Origin of the sequence: Paenibacillus sp. Soil766 (assembly GCF_001428105.1) — a bacterium.
In the GTDB taxonomy this organism is placed as follows: Bacteria; Bacillota; Bacilli; order Paenibacillales; family NBRC-103111; genus Paenibacillus_E.
This window is the reverse complement of the sequence record NZ_LMSJ01000009.1, coordinates 1-18,459: the sequence shown is the minus strand read 5'-3', so window position 1 is coordinate 18,459 and position 18,459 is coordinate 1. Positions and strand designations below refer to the sequence as shown.

11 protein-coding genes and 1 pseudogene are annotated in these 18,459 nt (G+C 45.6%); 3 read left to right on the top strand and 9 right to left on the bottom strand.

The features are described from left to right. Nucleotides 1-39: 39 nt before the first annotated feature. The 3 genes and pseudogenes from ASG89_RS07640 to ASG89_RS07630 form a co-directional block, all read right to left on the bottom strand. Nucleotides 40-810, bottom strand: coding sequence for an SDR family oxidoreductase (locus ASG89_RS07640; RefSeq protein WP_057310006.1), 771 nt, complete (start codon nt 808-810; stop codon nt 40-42). A gap of 303 nt (nt 811-1,113) precedes the next feature. Continuing rightward, a pseudogene (locus tag ASG89_RS07635) lies at nt 1,114-1,830 on the bottom strand (LLM class flavin-dependent oxidoreductase); the annotation flags it as partial. A 432-nt stretch (nt 1,831-2,262) separates the two neighbouring features. Further along, entirely contained in the window at nt 2,263-3,813 is a 1,551-nt protein-coding gene (locus ASG89_RS07630; RefSeq protein ID WP_057310005.1) for a collagen-like protein, read from the bottom strand. A gap of 207 nt (nt 3,814-4,020) precedes the next feature. Here ASG89_RS07630 and ASG89_RS07625 point away from each other — a divergent pair, with 207 nt between their 5' ends. Next, nucleotides 4,021-5,055, top strand: coding sequence for a YheC/YheD family protein (locus ASG89_RS07625; RefSeq protein WP_057310004.1), 1,035 nt, complete (start codon nt 4,021-4,023; stop codon nt 5,053-5,055). Between the two features lie 48 nt (nt 5,056-5,103). Here ASG89_RS07625 and nasC read toward each other — a convergent pair whose 3' ends face one another. From nasC to nirB (ASG89_RS07600), 5 genes are all read right to left on the bottom strand, one after another. After that, on the bottom strand, nt 5,104-7,239 hold the full coding sequence (nasC, locus tag ASG89_RS07620) for an assimilatory nitrate reductase catalytic subunit NasC (RefSeq protein ID WP_057310003.1): 2,136 nt from the start codon (nt 7,237-7,239) through the stop codon (nt 5,104-5,106). Nucleotides 7,240-7,243: 4 nt separating this feature from the next. Further along, nucleotides 7,244-9,619, bottom strand: a complete 2,376-nt coding sequence (gene nirB / locus ASG89_RS07615; protein ID WP_057310002.1) for a nitrite reductase large subunit NirB — start codon at nt 9,617-9,619, stop codon at nt 7,244-7,246. 69 nt (nt 9,620-9,688) lie between these two features. Continuing rightward, entirely contained in the window at nt 9,689-10,864 is a 1,176-nt protein-coding gene (locus ASG89_RS07610; RefSeq protein ID WP_057310001.1) for an MFS transporter, read from the bottom strand. 18 nt (nt 10,865-10,882) lie between these two features. Further along, nucleotides 10,883-11,218 carry a nitrite reductase small subunit NirD gene (gene nirD / locus ASG89_RS07605; protein WP_057310000.1) on the bottom strand — a complete coding sequence of 112 codons (336 nt, stop codon included), beginning with the start codon at nt 11,216-11,218 and terminating at the stop codon, nt 10,883-10,885. 14 nt (nt 11,219-11,232) lie between these two features. Next, complete coding sequence (nirB, locus tag ASG89_RS07600; protein WP_057309999.1) at nt 11,233-13,665, bottom strand: nitrite reductase large subunit NirB; 2,433 nt, start codon at nt 13,663-13,665, stop codon at nt 11,233-11,235. 607 nt (nt 13,666-14,272) lie between these two features. On the opposite strand from nirB (ASG89_RS07600), the gene ASG89_RS07595 reads away from it, so the two are divergent. Next, nucleotides 14,273-14,734: a GNAT family N-acetyltransferase gene (locus tag ASG89_RS07595; RefSeq protein ID WP_057309998.1), complete on the top strand. Its 462-nt coding sequence runs from the start codon at nt 14,273-14,275 to the stop codon at nt 14,732-14,734. An 84-nt stretch (nt 14,735-14,818) separates the two neighbouring features. Here the strand turns inward: ASG89_RS07595 and ASG89_RS07590 are convergent, their stop codons facing one another. Then, the gene (locus tag ASG89_RS07590; RefSeq protein WP_057309997.1) at nt 14,819-16,969 is read right to left on the bottom strand and encodes an alpha-galactosidase; all 2,151 of its coding nucleotides are present in this window, start codon (nt 16,967-16,969) and stop codon (nt 14,819-14,821) included. A 107-nt stretch (nt 16,970-17,076) separates the two neighbouring features. Between ASG89_RS07590 and ASG89_RS07585 the strand changes: the two genes are divergently transcribed. After that, the gene (locus ASG89_RS07585; protein WP_057309996.1) at nt 17,077-17,952 is read left to right on the top strand and encodes a helix-turn-helix transcriptional regulator; all 876 of its coding nucleotides are present in this window, start codon (nt 17,077-17,079) and stop codon (nt 17,950-17,952) included. Nucleotides 17,953-18,459 lie beyond the last annotated feature (507 nt).

Sequence of the window (18,459 nt, the reverse complement as noted above, 5' to 3'; positions counted from 1 at the left end):
GCAATGTTGGTAGTGACACCATCGGAACATGTTGCCTAATTATACTTGGTTTACAGTCCGATTGAGCCAATCATGGAACCGAGTTGTAGTGATTGTAGTGATTCGTGAACTACTATCATTCGGAACGAGAGATTGATCATTCACTTCCACTGAACCGAAGTAGGTTGCATTGTCATCTGTGATCACTTGACGTGCATCTTGATTGGCAGCCAAGAATTGTCGAACAAGTTCGTCAAGGCCAATTTGATCAGGACCAGCCACATCAACAATGCCATTCACAGGTGCACCAAGGGTGAACTCAGCCACCACAGCCGCGACATCATCCGATACAATAGGCTGCGTAAGAGCGGAAGGCAACCGTACCGTATCCCCTTCCGTAGCCACATAGGCGATGCTCCCGATGAATTCGAAGAACTGCGTTGCGCGGACAATGGTATAAGGAATTGGAGAAGCCTTGATCAGCTCTTCTTGGGCCATTTTCGCCTTGAAATAGCCACTTTGGAGAAGACGTTCAGTACCTACAACCGACAGTGCAACGTGATGACTCACACCTGCCGCTGCTTCAGCAGCTAGAAGATTCTTGTTCGACGTCACGAAGAACGCCATAACAGCCTCGTCTTCAAACGAAGGCGAGTTCGTCACGTCTACGACAATCTGTGCACCGTGTAGTGCATCAGCTAGCCCTTCACCAGTAATCGTATTAACGCCTAAGGAAGGTGATGCCGGGACAACTTCATGCCCAAGCTCACGAAGGTTCTGCACAACTTTAGATCCAATAAGTCCACTACCACCAATAACTACAATTTTCATATGAATTCCTCCTAGTTTATAGCCCTTTATATGGGCTAGCGATGTGTAATTGAGTACCTCAATTTGTTTGACATGTATAAGACAATTGGCGTCCTCTAAGTGTGACAAAAAGGTTCTGGTTAATTTCACCTCATTATTATTCGGGATCTGAATCAATGACTAGTACAAAGGGGCTGTCCCAGTGCCGATTGCGAGAAGCATATTTATTACTCATTGGTCATTAACCGAAAAGAGGCCTTCTCCAAAAGTCTATATAGACTTTTGAAATAGCCCCTTCCCTAACCGATCAAGTATTGTCAACTGTTACGTGTTTATGATATTTCTTTCTTCAGCATCTAACCTCGCAACTTCTTCCCGAACTCGAGGTGCGACTTCCGTTCCCAAGAGTTCAATGGCTTTCATAACATCTTCGTGCGGCATGGTGCCGACAGGCAAATGAAGAAAAAATCGTGAGAAGCCTAAATGCTTATACATTTGAATGATTTTGTTGGCTACCGTTTCAGGATCACCTACGTATAATGCCCCTTCTAAGCTGATTGCAGCATCGAAGTTTGCCCGGCTGTAATGTCCCCAACCCCGCTCTTTCCCAAAATAATTAAACGATGCTTGTGTAGGAGGGAAATACTTGTCTACAGCAAGTAATGTACTTTCCGCAACGAACCCTAGGGAGTGTACGGCTATCTTTAATTTAGAAGAATCATGTCCTGCATGTGTTGCTGCTTTCTTATAGAGGGGTACAAGTGGAGCAAATTGCAGTGAACTCCCGCCGATAATTGCCAAAACAAGAGGTAGCCCAAGCACCCCAGCTCTTATGACCGATTCGGAATTCCCCCCACTGCCAAGCCATACCGGTAATGGGTCCTGAACCGGACGCGGATACACGCCAAGATTCGTAAAGGCTGGTCTATGTCCACCTTTCCAGGTTACCTTTTCCGAGTCTCTTAGTTTTAATAATAATTCCAGTTTTTCTTCAAAAAGTACTTCATAGTCTTTCAAATCATAACCAAACAAAGGGAATGCATCGACCATAGTCAGGTATACCCATAGCTTCCTCCTAGTCTCTGGCATGTCCGTGGGACAACAAATCGAACTCCCCCACTTTTCTCAAAATGATTGTTTAACGATCATTTCCTTCACGTTAATTAGGCGCCCCAAATTTTGGGTTTATTTGTCAACAAATATAAAAGCAAGAAAACTTATGATCCCCTATTTACTAGCATCTATAACTATTTCAATCATCTTAAATTTTCATTTTTCTCACATGCGATAACTCTCTACGCTTTCATTCACTTCCAACAGCTACAGGAAGTCCTAATACAACTGCGGTAGCCAGTACAAATACAAGCCCAATCGCCATAAAATAAAAATAAGGGGTAAGATTCCCTTACCCCAAAACCACTAAGGTTGTTCATAAACCTAACAGAATCTAACGTGATTTCGGCTACGTTGTTTTTAACTAGGAGTATAAGATAGACTAGCGCTAAATGAAAGTTGGGTAATATCAGCTGCTGAGGGATTAGACGCTACATTCGTTCTTATACGAATACCAATACGATCTCCAGCTACGACATTTAATGTTCCTAGATTAATATTGGTTGCTGTATAGAAAGTACCAGCAATAACTGTATTACCAGGACCTCCAAAAGTAAGCGAGCTAGTCAGCGGAGTTGTCAAGTAAAGTGAAGAATTATGACTAATCCCATTATTAGGGGCTGAAGGTGCTCTGAAAACTGTAAAATCATATATAAGAGGTGTCACATTAATAGAAGCCACTGAAGCAACCAACAAATCTGCGCTTATTTGCAAGTTTCGAACGGTCCCATTAAAGGGAATTGGGAAGGCAAAACCACCTGCTTCTGGTGGCATAGTTGATTCTCCTGCACCGTTAATAACTTCAACTGCACGATTACCAAAACCCATTAAAATTGGTGCAGCTGAAACAACTGTAGCGCCACTGAGGATGATACCTGTTGAAAATGGAATTAATCCTCCAGCACTTGCTGGTCCTGCTGGGCCTGTAGCTCCGGTTGGCCCTGCTGCTCCTGCTGTCCCCGGTGATCCAGTTGGCCCTACTGCACCTGCTGTACCCGTTGCTCCGGTTGCACCTGCTGCTCCCGCTGTCCCCGGTGATCCAGTTGGCCCTACTGCACCTGCTGTACCCGTTGCTCCGGTTGGCCCTATTTCTCCCGCAGCCCCCTGTGCTCCTGTTGGCCCTGCTGCTCCTGTTGGTCCCGGTGGACCACCCGCTGGTCCTGTTGGCCCCGTAGCTCCTACAGCTCCCGTAGCTCCTGCACCTGTAGCTCCTGTTGCACCCACTGCTCCTGCTGATCCTGTTGGCCCAGCTGCTCCCGTTGCTCCTGTTGGCCCCGGTGGACCACCCGCTGGTCCTGCTGGTCCTGTTGCTCCCGTAGCTCCTACAGCCCCCGTACTTCCTACACCTGTAGCTCCTGTTGCACCCACTGCTCCGGCTGGTCCTGTTGCCCCCGGAGCTCCTGATGCTCCGGTAGCCCCTGTTGCACCCACTGATCCCGCTGTTCCCGTTGGTCCCATAGGTCCCACAGGTCCCATTGATCCCACTGCACCAGCTGTTCCTGTTGGCCCTGCTGGCCCCATTGGTCCCGCTGCACCCGCTGTTCCCGTTGGCCCTGCTGGCCCCATTGGTCCCATTGCTCCCGCTGCACCCGCTGTTCCTGTCGGCCCTGCTGGCCCCATTGGTCCCATAGGACCCGTCGCCCCTGCTAGTCCGGCGGGTCCTTCTGGGCCTTCTGGGCCTTGGAGACCTCGTGGTCCTGCTGGTCCCTCTGGCCCTTTGTGTCCTCGAGGCCCTTCTGGCCCTTCTTTCCCTTTGTCACCTCTCGGTCCCTCTGGTCCCGTTGCTCCGGTTGTTCCTGCTGGTCCTATTGATCCCGCTGGACCTGCTGCCCCTGATGTCCCCGTAGCTCCTTGGGGCCCACGTGGCCCTTCTGGCCCTGGAGGTCCTGGGGGACAATTACTTTTCCCCATACTAATCTCATCTCCTTATTTTCAAACGTATATCATCATATTAAAAGCCTAAAAAGATAGACACAGTAAATGCCTACCAAATTTGTGAAATGGAAAATAAAATCTAATCTATTAATAAATATCAGTACATTTATGTGTTTGTCCCATACCAAAGTGACCGCGCTAGCATTATTTAATTATGATGGTTCAAGCTAGGGAGTGATAAGATTGGACAAGCGCCCATTAATAGGTATTATGGTTGCTAACCGAAATAGAAGAAAAAGAATTTTGGATCTCTGCCGCGGATATCAAAATCAAAACCTGAGAATTTATGCTTTCACTCCAGCAGATATACGGTGGAATAAGCGACGTATTATTGGACTTAGCCTGAAAAATGGCAAATGGACACAACGTATGTTCCCTTTCCCTCTCGTCGTCTATAACCGCTGTTATAACAAAGACTCAATGACCATTCAACTCCTAGAGAAAGTAATAGGTAAGTTTAAGTGTTTCAATACGATCAATCAATTCAATAAATGGGACCTCTATAACCAGCTACATCAATCGAGTCTATCGCAATATGTACCCGACACATTTCAATATAATGAAGTGAACATAACAGAACTATTAGACAAAAATAATCTACTCTTTATAAAACCAATTTATGGATCTAAAGGGGCATCTGTCTATCGAATTGAACGTACGAATAATGACGATATTCATATTTCCTTACACAGTCTAGCTCCAAGAGTTATTTGTAGGAAAAATGAAAGCATTCAGGAAAAGTTAGATGTTCTCCTCGGACGAAAGAACTACTTGGTCCAACAAGGGATTCAAATGAGTCAACTCGATCGTCAATATTTTGACATCCGTGTTCTTGTTCAAAAGGGGTATGTTGGTCAGTGGATGATATACAACATCACTTGTAGAGTGGCATACGAGCGTTACTTTAACACAAGTATGTGTGACCACGTTTATGATGCAGCAGAAATTCTCAAACGAATACTTTCGCCTGAAAAAGCAACTGAAATCCTACAGTCTCTGAACCAAGTAAGTGTAATGGCCGCTCAAGAAGCAGAAACTCTTATGGGATCTTTGGGAGAACTGAGTGTGGATTTTGTTTTGGACAAACAAAGTAAATTATGGATTATTGAACTTAATGGAAAGCCCCAAAAAAATATATACGAAGATCTTAAGGATTTTAAACATAAGGATCTGTATCGTAGACCTATGGAATATGCTTATTATCTTACTCAAAAATGAAAAGACCGAACTCATCGCTGCGAGATCGATGAGTTCGGTCTTTTCATTTTACGCATATTCCGATACTAGCGGACTCACTTGTACCGCACATACTTTAAAACCTGGCATTTTGCAGGTTGGATCGAGCGCATCATTCGTCAACTTGTTGACGTTTTGCGTATCGCCCCAATGCATAGGTACGAATACGGTGTCTTCGCGAATCGCATCACTAAAGCGACTACGCACGTATATTTCACCGCGTTTGGACATCAGCTTCACAAGTGTCCCATCTTCGATATGGTGCTTTTTCGCCGTTCGGGGATGGATTTCCATGAAAGACTCCACATCTCTCGCGGCTAATGATGGACTTTTGCGGGTTTGCACACCTGTTAGATAATGTACGAGAACTCGGCCAGTGGTCAAATACAGCGGGAAATCCTCACTGGTCTGCTCCTTGGGCAGATGATTCTCCACGGTAGTGAGAAGTGCTCTTCCCGCTGGAAGTGGGAACGAGGATTCGAATAAGCGTTTGGCACCTGGATGCCCCTCTTCCGGACAAGGCCAATAGATGCCTTCTTCCTTCCGCAATCGCTCATAGGTAATGCCATAATAGTCTGCAGTTCCACCGCGACTTGCTAGTCGAAGCTCGTTAAATACATCTTCCACCTGGCCAAATTGAAAGAATTGACCTCTCCCAAGCTTCTCGGCAAGCTCACTAAGAACCTGCCAATCATGCTTAGCTTCACCTGGTGCTGGACGACCAGCTTCTCTCAGAAGCACGCGTCCCTCCAGGTTAGTTAACGTCCCGGCATTCTCTAAATAGGCCGTTACGGGTAAAATTAGATCAGCAAGCTGAGCTGTTTCGGAGATAAGGAAGTCCGCAACGACAAGGAAATCAAGCTTCTTCAACCCTTCTTCTACGAAATTCGCGTTTGGGTTGGAGACGAGTGGATTCGAGCCCATCACGAATAAAGCCCGAATCTCCTGTTCATGAACCTTCTCCATCATTTCATAAGCTGAAACTCCCTTGCCAGGAAGCTCACTCGGTTCAATGCCCCACACATCCGCGATATAAGCGCGATCTTCTGGATTTTCAATAAGGCGATAGCCAGGGAGCTGATCTGCCTTTTGACCATGCTCTCTTCCGCCCTGACCGTTCCCTTGACCTGTGACAGCGCCATAGCCGCAGCCAGGTTTGCCAATTTTCCCAGTAAGAAGCACGAGATTCAGGAAGTTTCGAACCGCCATGTGACCATCTGTTTGTTGTTCCACACCTCTTGCTGTAAACACCATGCCAGTCTGTGCGTTGCCGTAACTCAATGCAGCTTTACGAATCAACTGCTTCGGCACTCCAGTTAGGTTGGCGATCTCTTCCATTTCAAGCGAATCGAGATGCGCTTTCAGTTCCGTAAAGCCAGTAGTCCGATTAGCTACGAACTCTTCATCCAAGCAACCTTCCTCAAAGAGAATTTTGAGCATCCCATTGGCCAAAGTAGCATCCATGCCAGGCTTCACACGTAAATGAATATCGGCGATTCGCGTTGTACCGGTTTCACGCGGATCGATGGCTATGATGATGGCACCTTTCTCTTTGGCTCTTGTGAAATAAGGCATCAACGTCGGTTGACATTCCGCAATGTTCGTTCCCGCCAATATGATACACTCGGCTAATTCAATGTCCGATAGTTGGTTCGTTATCCCACGGTCAATCCCGAACACTTTCACACCTGCTGATGCCGCGGCCGACATACAAAACCTGCCGTTATAATCAATATACTTCGTTTGCAGCGCAACACGCGCGAATTTCCCTAATAAATAGGAAGATTCATTCGTGAGCGAACCACCCCCATATAAACCTACCGTGTGGTTGCCATACGTTTCGCGGAGCTGGGTAAATTTACTTGCGATTAACTCATAAGCATCATTCCAAGAAATTTGCTCGAAACGACCATTCCGCTTCACCATCGGGTATAACAGTCGTTCTCCAGTAAGCACATGCTGATAAGCATTCATTCCTTTGATGCATAGACGACCTTCCGATGCTTGATTTGGCTTTGGCACAATAGAATAAATGGACTGTCCATCAGAGGCGCTGCGATCTTCAATCACTTGCATTTTGCACTGCACACTGCAAAATGGGCACTGCGTATCCATCACATGTAAAGGGTCAGAAACGACTTGTTCTTGCTGGGCGAATAGACTCATAAGCTCACCTTGCCACTGCAGCTGTCAGCTGCGAATTTACTTGCTGTTGTTCCATCAACTTACATTCTAACTGCCATCTACTTATTAACTCCATACGTATGGAGTGATTGAATAATCGTTCGCGAAGTTGTGTAATCCCTATACGTTCAACCCATTGCCCCGTCGTTTCTCCGAAACTCGCTTCTTCCCGGTACCATTGGAAATAAGCAATAGCTAGATCTAGCACTGTCTCCTCGCTTGCTTCCATACAGAACAACTCGGCTTGACGAAGCTTCGTACCTCCGCTGCCTCCAACATAAATTTCCCAGCCTCCTGGGACACCTACAAGTCCTAGATCCTTGGATAGTGTACCTGCTCTGTGCAAAGGACTAGCAGAAACCGCAACACTTACTCCTGTTGGCATTTGCAAGCCCTCCAAGCGATGTTCAAGAAGGATGCCCATTCTTATGGAATCTTGAAGGGCACTTCGGTCGTAATCTTTCCCTGAGCATGTTGCAACAGATGTGATGCTACTACCATAGGATGGAGCCGTGGATGCCTGGTGACCAATTTCAGCACCGATGGCGTTGACTTGATCCTCTGTGATACCGAGTAGATCCAGATGGGCACCGCCTGTCAACTTCACTAACGGCACGTCATACTTCTCGATTATGTCGGCAAGAAGCCTCAATTGCTCAGCGTTCGTGACGCCGCCATACATACGCGGCGTGATGGCATACGTGCCATCGGCGAGCAAGCTCGCTGCTGAATCCAGCGACAACGATTCCGGCTTATCGGCAGCAGCTCCACGTGTCTGGCCGATATAGTACTGCACAGCTGGACGGCATATCGGGCACCCGTCCGCCTTGTTCCAACCAAGCGCATGCATAGCTTCATGCGCGGTCTCGAAGCCTGCGCTGCGCACAGCAACGCGCAGCTCGTCGTGGCTGTGCGATGTGCATGCGCACACCGTTTCCTTTGGCGCAGCCGGTGCGTCCTGGCTCTGCAGCGCCAGCTGCAGCATCGCCGAAACGAGCGGCTTGCAGCCACCGCAAGTGCTCGATGCCCGTGTGCAAGCGCGAATATCTTCGACAGTCGCGCATCCGTTGTCACGTACCGCATCGAGAATGCCGCCCTTCGTTACACCGTTGCAAGAGCATACGGTTGCCGTTGGTGACAGCGATGCCGCATAGGCTTCATCTGCGCCGCCACCTACCGCCGACGCTTCCTCCAACACGGACACATCCGCTTGTTGTTTAATATAGCCGAGCAGCTTATTACCCTCGCTGCTATCTCCATAGAGGACGGCTCCTACGATTTTGTTATTACGGATAGCGATCTTCTTATACGTGTTTTTGACACCATCAATCACTTTCAGTGAAGTATTAATTTCGGAATCACGAATTTCTCCCGCCGAGAATACTTCTACACCAGATACTTTTAATTGCGAATACAGAATTGATCCAGGATAGCCTTCAGTCTCTACACCGCAAATCTTCTTCGCCAGCACTTTACCTTGCTCATAGAGAGGTGCTACAAGACCGTAAACCATATTGCGATGCTCGGCACACTCTCCGACCGCATAGACCCCTGGCACGTTCGTTTCCAAATAATCATTGACCATGATAGCTCGATTCGTCTCGATGCCGCTATCCGCCGCTAACTTAATGTTTGGGCGTACACCGACTGCGATGACGATCAGATCTGCTTCTACTTTGCTTCCATCTTTAAATAGAAGTCCTTCTACTCGCTTTTTACCATAAATTTTCTCAGTTTGCTTTTCGAGTAGAAATTTCATCCCTTGATTCTCCAACTCTTTACGCAGCATTCCTGCTGAAGTTGGCGTGAGCTGGCGCTCCATCAAATAGTTGAAAATATGAACGACATGGACGTCCATCCCTAGATTAAGCAAACCGCGAGCCGCTTCTAAGCCAAGTAAACCGCCGCCAATAACAACAGCTTTCTTATAAGATTTGGAAGCCTCCAGCATTGTATTGCAATCGTTAATGTCGCGAAAAGCTGTCACGCCTGGTTTATCTGCTCCCGGCAAAGGCAGCATGAATGGCAACGAACCCGTGGCAAGGATCAATTGGTCGTACTCCACGGTCCGCCCTTTTTCACTCACTACTTTGCGTTTAGCGGTATCGATGCTGATCACGGAGTCCCCCGTATAGAGTGTAATTCCTTTATCTTGATACCATTGCCAATCATTTATGGTAATATCGTTCACTGTTGTACTTCCCTGAAGCACCTTCGATAACATAATGCGATTATAATTGGGATGCGGTTCACTGCCGAATATTGTGATTTCAAACCGATCTGGCGCAAGTGCAAGAATTTCTTCCACACAGCGAACGCCTGCCATTCCGTTTCCTATTAAGACGAGTTTTTGTTTCCCCATAACTGATTTACCTCCACATTCCCATGCTGAAGTGTTCCGTTGTTCGTATTCGTCACACGCCTCGCTGATTTATGCCATTGTGCTTTGTTTGTTAATTACCATGCGTCTCGAAGTTAAATTCATCCACAGACAAGTGCAGGCGAATACCATAAGCAAGACGAAGCCCAACGTATATGCACCTGACAAATCTTTCACAATGCCTAATACGATAGGTGGAAAAAAACCGCCTAAACCGCCTGCTGCACCTACGATTCCCGTGACTGCACCCGTATTTCCAGAGGAAACTTCTGGAACCATTTTGAATACGGCTCCGTTTCCAACGCCTAACAAAGCAGCGGCCACCAGACAACACACGCTAAAGGATATGAATTGGTGTAACGACGCTGACAAGGCGATCGACGTGATAATCATGCCTGTGAATACAACCACGAGCACACGCCGAGACCCTATGCGATCGGCCAAATAACCGCCTAATGGACGAATGAGCGTAGCAATCAGAACAAATCCTGCAGTTTTCAGTCCTGCATCTGTTGCAGATAATTGAAATAAATCTTTCAGAAATGTTGGTAAGTATACGCTGAATGCAACAAAACCACCGAAAGTTAAAAAGTAAAAAAACGATAAATACCAGGTTGATTGATCCTTCAGCACAATCATCGATTGCTTGAAAGTCTTCTTTTGAGCTGGTGAAGGTAAATCCTTGGTTCCGATCCAAAAGATAGCTGTAACAATCACGATCATGATGGCTAAACTCCAGAACACCCATTGGAAACCATACTGATTAAAGACGAAGGGCAATGAGAAGCTCGCTGCAGCACCGCCTAGATTACCAAGTCCAGCTAACCCAAGAACAAGACCCTGTCTCTCAGCTGGAAACCATCTCGATACATAAGTAAGGGAAATGGCAAAGGTCGTCCCTGCCATCCCAATAAACAACGCGCAAAGCAGCAACATCCAGTACGTATGCACGTATCCAGCGATCAGAAGCGGAATTGTTAGAAAAAGCATCGTGATTGCAAATACGCGTTTACCACCGAACCGATCGGTATAAATCCCCATCGGGATTCGCAGTATCGAACCGAGCAGTACGGGTGTTGCGATTAGCAGACTTTTTTGAATCGTGCTTAACTGAAACAATTCTTGAATTTGCCCAGCAATCGGTGCAAAAACGCTCCAGATCACGAAGGATGCCATCATGGCTAACGTGGATAATCCTAAAGCAAGTGCTGATCCATTATGTCGCATGATTCTGTACTCCCCCTGCTAGGATGCTAAGATACTTTCCTCTGAAATATGCAAATACATCTCTCCGGTATTGTCCTCAATCTCAACTTCGAACTTGGTAACACAACCATCATCCGGTGCCTGAACAAGTCCGTTGTGCAGATCTATCTTCCAATCATGCAAGGGACAAAATACATGATGATCACACACAATACCTTCAGAAAGCTTACCCGCTTTGTGCGGGCAGCGATTTTCAATAGCTTTAATGACTCCGTCTGAGAGCTTGAACACAGCAATTTCTAAGTCACCGATACGTACAACTCGCGATCTTTTTACTGCAATTTCCGAAATATGGCCAATGTGTAACCGTTTCATATGCATCATCCCTTCTATTTCAAAATCGACGCTGCCGATTGTTCTTCAATAGGTGAAAATGTTTGGCGCAATGCCTTTTGTTCAATAATTTCTTTCCACGGATCTTTCATCAGTGATAATGCTTTATTAATGCGGTCATTAAAGGCAGCGCGATCTTCACTTGACGCCAATGTCTCTTTAATTGTCTCTAGACCTACACGCTCCAACCACTCCGATGTGCGTTCATTGTACTTACCGGTTTCCCGATAGTACTGCAAGTATGCGCCAGACCATTCGAGTACTTCCTCTTCCGTCTTCACTTTGCATAAAAGATCCGTTCCACGCAGTTTCGTTCCTCCGTTACCGCCAACATGGAGCTCCCAACCGCCATCAATGGCAACAACGCCAAAATCTTTGATAGTCGCTTCCGCACAGTTTCGCGGGCAACCCGAGACAGCCATTTTCACTTTTGCCGGTGTATATAGGCGCTCGAACTTCTTCTCAAGCTGAATCCCCATGCCAATAGCATCTTGTGTACCAAAGCGGCAGAACGTGGAGCCTACGCATGTCTTTACCGTCCGAAGTGATTTACCGTACGCATAACCTGAAGGCATATCTAAATCAGCCCACATCCCTGGCAGGTCTTCTTTCTTCACACCAAGCAAATCGATACGTTGTCCGCCTGTCACTTTCACAAGGGGCACTTCATATTTCTCAGCGATCTCAGCAATTTTCTTCAAGTCCTTCGGTGTCGTTACGCCACCGTACATACGCGGAACGACTGAGTATGTGCCATCCTTTTGAATGTTCGCATGATTCCGTTCGTTCACGAAACGAGACTCTCTTTCGTCCTCATGCTCTTCTGGCCACACCATACCCAAATAGTAATTCAAAGCTGGACGACACTTGGAGCACCCTTCTGTATTAGACCATTCGAGAACATTCATAACTTCTTTCGTAGTCGTAAGTTGCATCGTGCGAATCGCTTCAACAACTTCGTCACGCCCGAGTGTTGTACAACCGCAAATACCTTCTTTGACTGTTTTCACTCCGTCTGCCCCAAGGACATACGTGAGAACATCAGCTACAAGCGGCTTACACCCTCCGCAAGAAGCGGATGCTTTGGTACATGCTTTGATATCATTAACGCTGGAGCAGCCCTTCTCTTGAATCGCGTGGACGATGGCCCCTTTGGAAACACCATTACAGCCACATACGATTTCATCTGCGCTCATGCCAGCTACTAAATCAACACCAGACTTCGTCTTGCCGCCACCATCGCCAAGGAGGACGGTCTTTTCTTTGCCTGTTACATCTTCGCCATTGCGGATCATCGCGAACAATCTGGAGCCATCGCTGATGTCACCGAACAAGACGGCCCCAATAACTTTCCCTTGTTGAATGACAACCTTCTTATAAATGCCTTCGAAATCATCTTGTACACGAACAGCGCGAGTACCTGGTTTATCTGCATATTCGCCTGCTGAGAACACATCAACACCAGATACTTTGAGTTTCGTGGATACAACGGAACCCTGATAGCCATCCGTACCAACACCTGCTAATCGCTTCGCAAGTACCGCTCCTTGCTCATATAGCGGTGCCACTAGACCGTAAGCAACACCGCGATGCTCTGTACATTCACCAATGGAGTAAATATTGGGAACACTTGTTTCTAGGTAATCATTGACCACAATACCTCGATTGATGTCAATTCCACTGTTCTTCGCAAGTGCCATATTAGGTCTAATCCCAACAGCCATCACGATAAGATCAGCCTCTACCTCTGAACCATCCGTAAAACGAAGTCCCGTTACCCGTTTCTTGCCTAGAATCGTTTCACTATTTTTCTTGAGTAGGAACTTCATTCCTTGTTGCTCTAATTCTTGTTGAAGCATCAAGGATGCCGTTCTGTCGAGTTGAAGATTCATTAAGTATTCATTGATGTGCACGACGGAAACTTCCATATTGAGGTTTAATAAACCGCGTGCAGCTTCTAGCCCGAGTAGACCGCCTCCGATAACAACCGCTTTTTTATAATTTTTGGCCGCATCCATCATCGTCTTGCAATCCCCAATATCTCGAAAAGCAATCACACCTTCTTTGTCTGCACCCGGAAGCGGAAGCATGAACGGTAATGATCCAGTTGCCAGAATCAATTCATCATAGGCAACCGTGATTCCAAGATCTGTACTAACAAGCTTACGTTCTGTATCTATCTTGTTAACGGTATGACCCGTGTGCAAGGTAATATTGTTGTCCGAGTACCAAGACCAATCATTAATGACGATATCCTTCATATCCGCATCTCCAGCCAAAACAGATGAGAGCAGGATACGGTTATAGTTTGGATGTGGTTCTTTCCCAAAGATCGTGATTTCGTATGAGTTAGGTGCAAGTTTTAGCAATTGCTCTATACAATTAACACCAGCCATACCATTTCCAACTAAAACAATTTTTTTCTTCATCCTATGTCACGCTCCCATTTAAAATAAACTAACATAATGAGTAATGTTATATCTCCATTGAGTTATAAGAAAGATAATCAATTTTTAATGTAAAATAATCTAACATTTGTTTCTTGTTATTAATATACGCTGTTCCATCGTATTTTTCAACAAAAATTTGCCAATTCGTTGTAATTTTGTACATGACACCTTAAAAACGCGAACATTATCATATAAAATCCTGTTTTTCGTACGCTAATTATTAAATGATTCCGCTTTCACTCCATCTCATCCACTATTTAAACATATATAAATTTAACTTATAACTCATAACCATGTTATGTTACTTAACAAAATTTACGAATGAATCATTCATCATCATTGTTCATCCATCCAACCCTGCACCAAATTCACTCTAATCTTTATACATCACCTAAACAGCTTTGCATTTATTTCGTTAAAAATCACAAACAACTGCAATTTCATGTTAGCTTTAATACAAAATTCAAAGGAATTATTTGAATAATTATGATATTCTATAAGAAAAGATTATTTGTACTCAGATTTACGTTAGTTTATATTACATATATACCTAATATGAGATTTATGGAAAGAGGAGGAACACTTTATGATCAAAACGCGGCGATACTCAACGTTGGATACCGATGATTTATGGAGGATTCATTTATTAGTCATTTCGGAGGCAAAAGTAGAACCTACTCATCAGCATTACCATGATATTTTGCATATACCTGAACAGTATTTGAAAGATGGCGGTGAATTTCTGGTAGGCACTGGAGCAGATGGTAATGTGTTAGCCATGGGCGGCTTAAAGCTGCTGCAGGAAGGCAAAGCCGAAATTAAGCGTCTTCGTGTTCATCCCAGTCACCAGAAGAAGGGTTATGGTCAACAGATCCTCTCGCAATTAGAAGAAAAAGCTAGAGAGCTCGGTATCAACCATCTAATACTTGATACACTTTCCAATCAACTCGGTGCTCAAAAGTTATTTGTGAAAAATGGATACCAACAAAAAGGACCAGCTACCATTGATGGTTTCCATGTATATCTATATGAAAAAGCACTCGTGTAACTAAGTTAACAAAAGAGATTGGCCCTATGTCGTTGAAGACAATGGGCCAACCTCTTCTTTGTTGTTCGTCCTATAATCAAATGATTAGGAAATCGATGAAATGTCATACCTATACATAATGAAAGTAAATGGCTCTGGCCTGGTGACTACATATTCGCCTTGCGGTGTTGCGTCCCAAATCATTTGAAGCGGCGCTTGAGGAATTATTACTTCATCTTTTACATCCATTCTCAGTATCTCAGTCACGTTTATTTCACCATTCACGCCCCAAAGTTTCATAGCTGCGGTGTTAGATTCGTGCAACTCGCGGAAGATCAGGACATACCCATGCGTTGGGCTGCAAATACTTTGCATACCTGTCCAGCTAGCACCCGTCGGTTCTTCACCTATAGGTAACACTCGTCCAGCTAAGATTTCAGCATGGTAAGGCTTAAACGCCTGAATAACTGTAGTCAATCCATTCATTTGTTGATCCGTCAATTTCGTTAACTCCATCCATGCTAATGGATTCGAGAAAGCCGTTGCTGCGAAAGCATAGACTTGCCCGCATGAGTTAGGGGCCAAAGGATCTTCCGCATAGTTATCCTTGTTGCGATTTACATTCAAGAATTCCATTTGCAGTCTTGAAGAAGGTAAATAAGGAGCTAGCATCCAAAGATTGCGAAGCGTCCAATGCGGATAATAATTTGTCCAATCGGTGTAACGATTTTCAAGGAAGATGCTGCCATATTGGGTTTGCCCAAAGTAGCCTAGTCTCTTCTGAGCAGTCGTATCGATATTGAAATCAACTTGTCCGTTGGTCGCTTTCTGAACATATCGCATCATATTCAACAACCGAATCTCCCCGAGCTTCGAATGTATTTCAATCCCATCTAATTTAAATGCACGAATATTGTAATATCGATGAAGATGTATTAAGGTAGCAATGTCCTTTTCCCAGTTGATATAGTCACGAACAGAGTCTGGCGAGAACCACAAACCTAAGGCAACCCCAAGTTCAGCAGCAAGCGAAACGATAGGAGTGAGCCCGCCTGGAAACCTGTCCGGATGTACCTCCCAGAAATCGCCATCCCCACTGTAATAATCGCTCCACAGTCCTCCATTCGACTTCGTCGCTGCATGAACGGAATTGACCGTTGCCCCCTTCTGCCAGCCATCGTCGATTTGCATGATGCTCAACCCGAGCGCTGCTGCTGCGTACAATTCTTTGCGTAGAAACGCCCCGCTTATGGCACCATCTTTGGACCGATCCCCCCATGTGTTGCTCATGATGAAGCTATCCCTAACCGCAACGTGCGCACGAAGACTACGATGATATGTCTGTAGCAAGTGATAACCACCAAGTGAAGTCCCATCATAAACACCGACGGTTACGCCATATGAAGTAATTTCTTCGTTATGGCGCAGATCCCCTTCGCTGATCCCCGTCCCCAGCAGACTCAAACTCTTCCCATGAAATTGAAATTCCACTCCTGATTTACCAAATATCCCTAGTTCAGTTGGACCTTCTTTGATAATCAATAAACCGCACTCATGAAGTGTTTTTGTAAGAAACAGGAGATTTCCTCGCAAATTTCGCTTTTCCCTTACATATAACAAACCTGTCTCTTGACTCACGAGGTTATTGTTTGTATCCGTCTGATCAAGGAATTGAACAGATGTCCATCGGGAATGCAGATCCCGAAGTGTCATATGTTCACAATAATCAGACGATTCAACGTTATGTTGCTTATTATTCGTATCTAATTGTAGTGCTGTAGTGGAAAGCGTTCTATTCGCTTTGAAATCAGCTTTGGTCCATGCGAGGTTTGGCTCTTTGTCAGTCAGGCTATCCTTACTTCTGAAATGACTAACTGGCATCACGGTTATCTCATGTCGAATGAATGGTGCATCTGGATAGATCTTCAATGTCAATCGATACATAGTAGAGATCGCTTCAAGGTGCATGTCTATATTCGTTTGTAAATAGGGCCGAGAAATGCCGTAATCATTTTCCACGAGTGCCGAAATGAATATGGCATGTGGCTGCTGGTCATCAGACAATCCTGGTAGTTGAAACATCGGGGAGTTAGATTCCTGCGCGAGCCATTCCTCACCTTTATTTTTATCCAAAATTGAGACATTAACTGCACGGCCGCTCGCGAAAGACCAGCACCTTTCAATCTTGGCATTCCCCACTCGAAGCGAAGTCCCTTCAACACGCACATAACAATCCAACCATTCTTTATGCAGCATATCTTCCGCAACCTCCAATATGGTAATATATTATTTATTACGCACATTATATATCCTTGGAAGATTAGATAAAATAGTAACATTTTGAAGAATGGTGGTAAAATATTGTGCATAAATCTTATGGTTTTAGATACACGGACAGTGAGAATCGACATCTACTTAAGCTACTATCGATTGGGCACAGCTCGGTTACTGACGAGAACTACCAATGGAACGGACTTAAGCGCGGCGGGCAAGGGGTCATCTTTCAATGGTCCATACAAGGGGCAGGTAAACTTCGCATTGGGAAAGAACATTTCACCGTCCCGAAGGGCCATGCGTTCGTGGTGACTATCCCTTCCGATCATGAGTACGCATTTGATGCGACTTTGTGCGATCAATGGGAGTTTATTTGGATACGTATCGAGGGGTTTAAAGAGGAATGGTTGCGACAAGATCTACTTCAAACGTATGGACCTGTTTTTGAACTCCATCCTGATACCGAGCCAATTCAGCTTCTTTGGCAACTGTACTCTGATACAGCGGAGAACCAATTGAATGATCGATTTGATCTATCGCTTCGCATTTATGAATGGATGCTTTCGCTTCAACGTTGTTTATTGGATGGAAACACGCCAACAAGTTTAGAAATTCCGTCCGCCTACAGGCGAGTCGCCGCTTACATCCAAGACCATTTGGCTGATGACCTAACCCTGGAACGGTTAGCAGAGGTTGCACAGCTGGATAAATATTATTTATGCAAAATGTTCCCCCACTACTTCCGCATTACGCCGATGGAATATGTCCGGAACCGACGAATCGAGAAAGCAGCTGAGCTGCTTCGCGATCATGGCTTGTCCATTACAAACGTTGCAACTCTATGCGGCTATACCAGTTTGAGCTATTTCGGGAAGGTATTCCATAAAATGGTGGGACTATCCCCCCTTGCGTTCCGATTATCGGAGGTCAGTGAGAGCGAAGATTACTTACGATTCTTGGAATGATTGCGATTCGGGTTTGGCGCTAAAGTCCACGTGCAACCCCGCGCAGCGAGCAATAAGGCCCTTTTGGGGCCTTATTGCGACCGAAGGCTCGCGGATTTCGCTTCATCGGGTACTTTAGCGCCTGTTTTGGGCGCTAAAGTTCACGTGCTACCTCGCGCAGCGAGCCATAAGGCCCTTTTGGGGCCTTATTGCGACCGAAGGCTCGCGGATTTCGCTTCTTCGGGAACTTTAGCGCCTATTTAGGGCGCTAAAGTCCAGGTGTAACCTCGCGCGGCGAGCTATAAGGCCCTTTTGGGGCCTTATGGCGACCGAAGGCTCGCGGATTTCGCTTCATCGGGAACTTTAGCGCCTATTTAGGGCGCTAAAGTCCAGGTGTAACCTCGCGCGGCGAGCCATATGAATTTAGACTTAGTAGTGGACACAACGAATTGGGGAGTTAGATAATAGACCTATCCAAATTACGAGGTGTCCGAGATGAGTGAATTCCGCCAACGTTACAATCAAAAG

Coding starts and splice junctions, on each gene's coding strand:
- ASG89_RS07640 (WP_057310006.1), bottom strand. CDS start 810: ATGAAAATTGTAGTTATTGGTGGTAGTGGACTTATTGGATCTAAAGTT.
- ASG89_RS07630 (WP_057310005.1), bottom strand. CDS start 3,813: ATGGGGAAAAGTAATTGTCCCCCAGGACCTCCAGGGCCAGAAGGGCCA.
- nasC (WP_057310003.1), bottom strand. CDS start 7,239: ATGAGTCTATTCGCCCAGCAAGAACAAGTCGTTTCTGACCCTTTACAT.
- nirB (WP_057310002.1), bottom strand. CDS start 9,619: ATGGGGAAACAAAAACTCGTCTTAATAGGAAACGGAATGGCAGGCGTT.
- ASG89_RS07610 (WP_057310001.1), bottom strand. CDS start 10,864: ATGCGACATAATGGATCAGCACTTGCTTTAGGATTATCCACGTTAGCC.
- nirD (WP_057310000.1), bottom strand. CDS start 11,218: ATGAAACGGTTACACATTGGCCATATTTCGGAAATTGCAGTAAAAAGA.
- nirB (WP_057309999.1), bottom strand. CDS start 13,665: ATGAAGAAAAAAATTGTTTTAGTTGGAAATGGTATGGCTGGTGTTAAT.
- ASG89_RS07595 (WP_057309998.1), top strand. CDS start 14,273: ATGATCAAAACGCGGCGATACTCAACGTTGGATACCGATGATTTATGG.
- ASG89_RS07590 (WP_057309997.1), bottom strand. CDS start 16,969: ATGCTGCATAAAGAATGGTTGGATTGTTATGTGCGTGTTGAAGGGACT.